The organism is Kitasatospora sp. NPDC004614, assembly GCF_042873675.1.
GTDB lineage: Bacteria > Actinomycetota > Actinomycetes > Streptomycetales > Streptomycetaceae > Kitasatospora.
In genome coordinates, this window is sequence record NZ_JBIALR010000027.1 from 53,558 (window position 1) to 59,810 (window position 6,253).

Consider the following 6,253-nt stretch of genomic DNA (forward strand, 5'->3'; position numbering starts at 1 on the left):
GTCAGGCCGTCACGGGTTCCAGCCGCAGGCGCTGGAGCGGCGGCGACGGGGGCGGGTCGGCCGGGCCGAACCAGACGCGGACGTCGAGGCCGGTGCGGACGGGGAGTTGCGGGAAGCCGTTGACGGCGTGCTCGGTGCGGTGCAGGGCGTGCCGCGGGCGCAACTGCCGGTCGGCGTACGCGTCGAACGCGGCGTCGGACCGGCAGATGGTCGCCTCCACCTCCCTCACGCCCGCGGCGGGGAGGAAGCCCGGGCCGCGCAGCAGCAGCACGTCGTCGCTGTCGACCATCGTCGCGTTGGCCTCCTCGCGGTGCGCCCGCCACACCGGGCCGCCGTAGAACGCCTCCAGGGCGCGCCGGCGGTGCGTCATGTCGGGGAAGGCGCGCAGCCAGACGAACCGGTCGGGGTCGTCGAGGTCTCGGAAGCGGCCGCCGAGCGTGATGCCCGCGTCCCGCTGTCCGGTCACGAACTCCCGCTCGAACAGCTCGATCAGGGTGTCCCGGGCGCCGGGGTGCAGGGTGTACTGGCGGAGTTCGACGATGCTCATGCGGGGGCTGCTCCGGTGCGGGTGAGGTCCATGGTCCAGTTGAGTTCCCAGCTGCGGCCGCCGTCGGTGGAGAACTCCTGTTCCCACCGGGCGGTTTCGGGTCCGAGCCGGTGCCAGGCGAAGTGCACGCGGATCGGGCGGCCCTCGTAGTGGTCGTCGCCGTAGAAGTCGCCGCGGTCGCCGGTGAAGCCGCCGACCACCGGCGGGTCGAGTCGGCCGGTGCGGCTGTCGGACCAGTGGATCGTCCACTGCCGCGTCTCGCGGTCGTACAGCCGCAGCGTCAGGCCCTGCCGTCCGAGGGTGGGGAAGTCGATCTCGTCGATGTTCCCGGCGCCGCCGAACAGCGGCCGGACCACGACGCGGCCGGGGAACTCCGCCCAGGTGCCGCCGGGCGGCTCCGAAAGCGGGGTGGTGAGGCGGCGGTTGGCGACCTGCCAGGTGCCGTGCAGAAAGTCGAAGTCGTTCATGCGCCGCACGCTACGGCCGCTCCCCTGACATCCGCTGTCAGTGGAAACCCGGACACTGGCGATCATGCGTGCGAGTCGACTGGTCACCCTCCTCCTGCTGCTCCAGAACCGGGGGCGGCTGACGGCCCGCCAACTGGCCGACGAACTGGAGGTCTCCGTCCGGACGGTCTACCGGGACGTCGAGGCGCTCGCCGCCGCCGGCATTCCGCTGTACGGCGAGGCCGGGCACGCGGGCGGCTACCGCCTGGTGGACGGCTACCGGACCCGTCTGACCGGGCTGACGGCCGACGAGGCGCAGGCCGCGTTCCTCGCCGCACTGCCCGGCACCGCCGCCGAACTCGGCCTGGGCGAGGCGCTCGCCACCGCCCGGCTGAAGCTGCGGGCCGCGCTCCCGGCGGAGCTCCGCGCGCACGCGGACCGGATCCAGGAACGCTTCCTGCTCGACGCCCCGGGCTGGTACGGCGACGCGGACCGCACCCCGCACCTGGCGGCGGTGGCCGACGCGGTGTGGGCGCGGCGCGCGCTGCTGCTCCAGTACCGCCGGTGGCGCGCCCCGGAGGAGATCTCGCGGCGGGTCGAACCGTACGGCCTGGTGCTGAAGGCCGGCCGCTGGTACCTGGTGGCGGGCGGGCCGTCCGGGATCCGCACCTACCGGGTCGACCAGATCCTCGAACTCACCTGCCTCGGCGAGGAGTTCACTTTCCCGCTCGGCTTCTCCCTGCCCGCGTACTGGACCGCCCACCTGGCCGACTTCCACTCCCGCCTGCACACCGGCCACGCCCTGGTCCGCCTCACCCCGGAGGGCGCCCGCCGCCTCGGCGTACCGCCCGAGGGCGCGTGGACGCGGGCCCGGATCCCGATCGAGTCGCTCGACCACGCGCACGGCGAGTTCCTCCGTCTGGGCACCGACGTCGAAGTCCTGGAGCCGCCCGAACTCCGCACCCGCCTCGCCGCCACCGTCCAGGCTCTGGCGGCCCGTTACGCCGGGTGAACCGGTCCCGGGGGCAGGGCCTAAGGTTTGGCCGACAGCGCGACCGCCCGGAGGACCCTTTGCTTCAGCTGCGACTCATCGTTCCCGCCGACCTGCGCGCACAGGTGCTCGACCGGATCGACGCCTGCGTCGGTGTCGCCCACGTCGCCGTGCTGCCCGGTGGGGCGGTTCGGCCGCCCGGGGACCTGGTGCTGTGCGACGTGGCCCGCGAGGCGGTCGACGAACTGCTCGGCGAGCTGCGCGCGCTGGGCCTGGCCGAGCGCGGGGCCATCACCGTGGACGAGTCGGGGCTGACGATCTCGCGGGCCGCCGAGGAGGCGGAGGAGCGGGCCCCGGGCGAGGGTGTGGACGCGCTGGTGTGGGAGGAGGTGTCCGGGATCGTCCACGAGGAATCCACCCTCAGCTGGGTCTTCCTCGCGCTGCTGACCGTCGCCACCATGCTGGCCGCCTGCGGCGCCGTCCTGGACAGCGCGATCCTGGTGGTCGGCGCGATGGCCGTGGGCCCGGAGTTCGGCCCGCTCGCCGGGTTGTGCGTCGCCGTGGTGCAGCGCCGGGCCCGCCCGGCGGCCCGCTCCCTGCTGGCCCTGCTGGTCGGATTCACCGTCGCGATGGCCCTCACGGTGGGGTTCGCGCTGGCGATGGACGCTCTCGGCCTGTTCAGCGATGCCAAGTTCGCGGCGGCCCGCCCCAACACCTCGTTCATCTGGCAGCCGGACGCGATGTCCTTCGTGGTCGCCTTCCTGGCCGGTGTCGCGGGCCTGCTGTCGCTGACCTCCGCCAAGGCGTCCGCGCTGGTCGGGGTGGCGATCTCGGTCACCACCGTGCCGGCGGCGGCCAACGCCGCGGTGGCCGTGGCGTACGGCGAGTACGCGCAGGGCTGGGGCTCCGCCGTGCAGCTGGCGCTCAACCTGTCGGGGATCGTCCTCGCCGGCGTGCTCACCCTGCTCGCCCAGCAGGGCGCCTGGCGCTTCGCGCGCCGCGGACCGCGCTGAGCACCCTCAGCCGGGCGGCCGGGGCGCCGCGCGGGTGGTCGGGAGGTGGCGGGTGAACAGCAGTGCGCCGCCGGTGATCAGCGCGCAGGCGAGGACCGCGGACTTGAGGCCCTGGATCTGCGCGTCCTGGTAGTGGCCGACGATCACCTCGGCCTCCTGCGGCGTGACGTCGGACCGGGTGGCCAGCGCGGCCGCGACCTGGTCGGCGGGGACGAAGGACACCCCCGCCTCCACGTGCGTCCCGGCCTCCTGGGCGACGGCCTGGCTCACCCGGGGGTCGCTCTCGATCCGGGTGGTGACGGAGGCGGCGAGGGCGCCGATGAGGAGCGCGCCGATCAGCGCCGTGCCCAGCGAGGAGCCGAGGTTCTGCGCGGTGTACTGCAGGCCGCCGGCCTCGCTGCGCTCCGACGCCCGCACGCTGGACTGCACCGTGTTGCCCAGCTGCGAGGCGAGCATGCCCAGGCCGATGCCGAGCAGCGCCATCGCACCGGCGAACGAGGCGCCCTTCAGCTGCGGCCCGATGGCCGTGATCAGCCACAGGGTGGCGGCGAGCAGCACCAGCAGGCCGATCCGGACGATCGCCCGGGACGAGGCGAACCGCAGCAGCAGCGAGCCGCACATCGAGGTGGCGAGCATCGTCACGGACACCGGCAGCAGCCGCAGCCCGGTCTGGAAGGCGTCCAGCCCCTGCACGACCTGGAGGTAGAGCGGGATGACGAAGAACAGGCCCAGCAGCACGGTGTTCTGGTTGAACAGCGTCACCAGTCCCGCGCGCAGCGGCCGGTTGCCGAACAGCTCCAAGTCGACCAGTGGTGTCCCGCCCCGCCGCCCGTAGTGCCGTTCGTGCACGCAGAAGGCGTACAGCAGCACGGCGCCCAGCCCGATGGTGAACAGCGTCGGGGCGAAGCCGAGGACGGTGAACGGGGGGTTGCGGGGCTGCACCCAGCCCCAGGTACCGCTCTGCAGGACGGCCAGCACCACCAGGGCGAGACCGGCAGCGGACAGCACGGCGCCGAGCACGTCCAGCGCGGGCCGGTCCTCCGGCGCGGGCTGCGCCGGCACCCAGCGCATCACCGCCAGGATCGCCACCACCAGGACCACCTCGCCCGCGAACACCAGCCGCCAGGTCAGGTAGGTGGTGACCCAGCCGCCGAGCAGCGGCCCGACGGCGATGCCCGCACCGGCCAGCCCGCCGACCACCCCGTAGGCGATCGCCCGCTCGCGCCCCTGGTAGGACCCGGCCACCAGCGCGGCCAGCGCGGGCAGCACCAGCGCCGCGCCCAGCCCCTCGATCACCGACCAGCCGAGCGCGAGCACGCCGACGGTCGGCGCCAGCGCGGTCAGCCCGGAGCCGCACCCGTACACCACCAGGCCGATCACGAAGACCTGCCGGCGGCCGAGCATGTCGCCGACCTTGCCGCCGGTCAGCATGAAGGCCGCCATCACCAGGGTGTAGAGGGTGATGACGGCCTGGATGGTGGTCACGTCGGTGTGGAAGTCGGCGACCAGCTGGCTGATCGACACGTTCATCACCGAGGCGTCCAGCACCATCAGGAACTGGGCCGTCCCGAGGACGATCAGCGGCTTCCACCTGTTCACTGCGCCTCCCGGGCGTCCCGATGCCGGTTCCCCCGGTTCCCCCGGTTCCCCTGGTTCAGCCGCCGAGGATCCGCGCCTTCTGCGCGGCGAACTCCTGCTCGGTGAGCACGCCCTGCTCCTTGAGCGCGGCGAGCTGCTGGAGCTGGTCGAGCTTCTGCTCCATGTCCGGCGCGCCCGCCGGAGCCTGCTGCGGGGGCGGGGGCGGGGCGGCGGGTTCGGCGTAGCCGACCTGCTGGGGGTCCTGCTGCGCCCAGCGTCCGGCCTGGCGGCGGGAGACCCGGTTGGAGACGGCGGTGGCGGTACCGGAGATGACCGCGGTACGGGCGACGCCACGGAGCAGTCCGGGCATGGCGTTCTCTTTTCTCTGGCGGTTCTCTGGCGGTTTCTCTGGGGGTGTCTCTGGGGGTGTCTCTGCGGTCAGGCCGCGGGCCCGGTTCCGAGCTCCTCGATCGCGTCGAGCACCTCGACCAGGTCCTGCAGCGAAACGCGCCCGCCGGCGATCATCCGGGCGTCGGCCCGGCGCAGCGCGGCGGCGAGCGGGGCGGCCCACCGGTTCTCGTAGAGCAGGACGACGGCGGAGTCGCCGGGGTCGAGCAGGCCGCCGGCCTCGGCCAGGTCGGCGTCGCCGAGCAGGCCGGAGGAGGCGCCCTCGAACACGGCGAGGTCGAGCTTTCCGTCTCCGTCGAGGTCGGCCACTTCGACGGCCGCGACCGTGCCGTCGGTGCCCTTGCGGAGGAAGATCAGGTCGAGGATCCGGATGATGCCGCGGTCGACCAGGTCGACCAGCAGTGGCATGCCCTCGCCGGTCAGCCGGCTGCCCGGGAACGAGATCACCAGGTAGTCGATCGGGCCCAGTTCGTCCGGGTCTTGGGGTTGCTTGCTCACAGCGGCTCCCGGGATGGAAGGCGGCCGGCCGGGCATGCCGACCGGGATCGGGCCGGCGGCGTTCGCCGCGTACCGGCCCGGTCCCACGCTAGCCCGCACCCCGGCTCCCCGCGCTCCGGTGCGGCCGTGCCGCTACTCTGGGTGACCAGGTGCGGAACGCGGCACCCCGCTGCCGACGGGGGTGAACCCGCACACTAGAATGGCCTGCGGCAAGCGCGCGGCGGCCTCCAGGACAAGGGCTGGTCCGACTCGCACAGCTCGATGCTCAACTCCCGCCGCCCGGCCGGCTCTTCACCGACTGCCACCGGCCCGCGCTCCGGCGCGGGCCGTGCCGCTACACCGGGCAACCGGGGCGTCGTGGGCGCAGCAGCACCTCGCTACCGACCGGGGTGGACCCGCACACGAGAACGGCCTGCGGCAAGCGCGCGTCGGCCTCCGGGACAAGGGTCGGTCCGGCTCGCACAGCTCAATGCTCAACTCCCGCCGCCCAGCCGGCTCTTCACCGACCGCCACCGACCCGCGCTCCGGCGCGGCCCTGCCGCTACACCGGGCGACCGCGCACGAAACGCAACACCCCGCTGCCGACGGAGGTGAACCCGCACACGAGAACGGCCTGCGGCAAGCGCACGTCGGCCTCCCGGACAAGGGTCGGTCCGGCTCGCACAGCTCGATGCCCAACTCCCGCCGCCCAGCCGGCTCTTCACCGACCGCCACCGACCCGCGCTCCGGCGCGGCCCTGCCGCTACACCGGGCGACCGCGCACGAAACGCAC

General features: G+C 73.8%; 7 protein-coding genes. 2 read left to right on the forward strand and 5 right to left on the reverse strand.

Features of this window, described 5'->3' with window-relative positions:
• Nucleotide 1: 1 nt before the first annotated feature.
• On the reverse strand, nucleotides 2-547 hold the full coding sequence (locus tag ACFYST_RS34020; protein WP_387868079.1) for an NIPSNAP family protein: 546 nt from the start codon (nucleotides 545-547) through the stop codon (nucleotides 2-4).
• A complete protein-coding gene (locus tag ACFYST_RS34025; RefSeq protein ID WP_387868081.1) occupies nucleotides 544-1,014 on the reverse strand; it encodes a hypothetical protein in 471 nt (156 codons plus the stop codon). The genes ACFYST_RS34020 and ACFYST_RS34025 overlap by 4 nt, the downstream gene beginning before the upstream one ends.
• Before the next feature lie 64 nt (nucleotides 1,015-1,078).
• Here ACFYST_RS34025 and ACFYST_RS34030 point away from each other — a divergent pair, with 64 nt between their 5' ends.
• Both ACFYST_RS34030 and ACFYST_RS34035 read left to right on the forward strand, forming a co-directional pair.
• Entirely contained in the window at nucleotides 1,079-2,005 is a 927-nt protein-coding gene (locus tag ACFYST_RS34030) for a helix-turn-helix transcriptional regulator (RefSeq protein ID WP_387868085.1), read from the forward strand.
• A gap of 59 nt (nucleotides 2,006-2,064) precedes the next feature.
• On the forward strand, nucleotides 2,065-2,997 hold the full coding sequence (locus ACFYST_RS34035) for a DUF389 domain-containing protein (RefSeq protein WP_387641803.1): 933 nt from the start codon (nucleotides 2,065-2,067) through the stop codon (nucleotides 2,995-2,997).
• A gap of 6 nt (nucleotides 2,998-3,003) precedes the next feature.
• Here ACFYST_RS34035 and ACFYST_RS34040 read toward each other — a convergent pair whose 3' ends face one another.
• From ACFYST_RS34040 to ACFYST_RS34050, 3 genes are all read right to left on the reverse strand, one after another.
• On the reverse strand, nucleotides 3,004-4,596 hold the full coding sequence (locus ACFYST_RS34040; RefSeq protein ID WP_387868087.1) for an MFS transporter: 1,593 nt from the start codon (nucleotides 4,594-4,596) through the stop codon (nucleotides 3,004-3,006).
• A 55-nt stretch (nucleotides 4,597-4,651) separates the two neighbouring features.
• Nucleotides 4,652-4,945 (reverse strand): SHOCT domain-containing protein, encoded by a 294-nt coding sequence (locus ACFYST_RS34045; RefSeq protein WP_387641797.1) that lies wholly within the window; start codon nucleotides 4,943-4,945, stop codon nucleotides 4,652-4,654.
• A 68-nt stretch (nucleotides 4,946-5,013) separates the two neighbouring features.
• Nucleotides 5,014-5,481, reverse strand: coding sequence for a DUF6325 family protein (locus ACFYST_RS34050; protein ID WP_387868090.1), 468 nt, complete (start codon nucleotides 5,479-5,481; stop codon nucleotides 5,014-5,016).
• Nucleotides 5,482-6,253 lie beyond the last annotated feature (772 nt).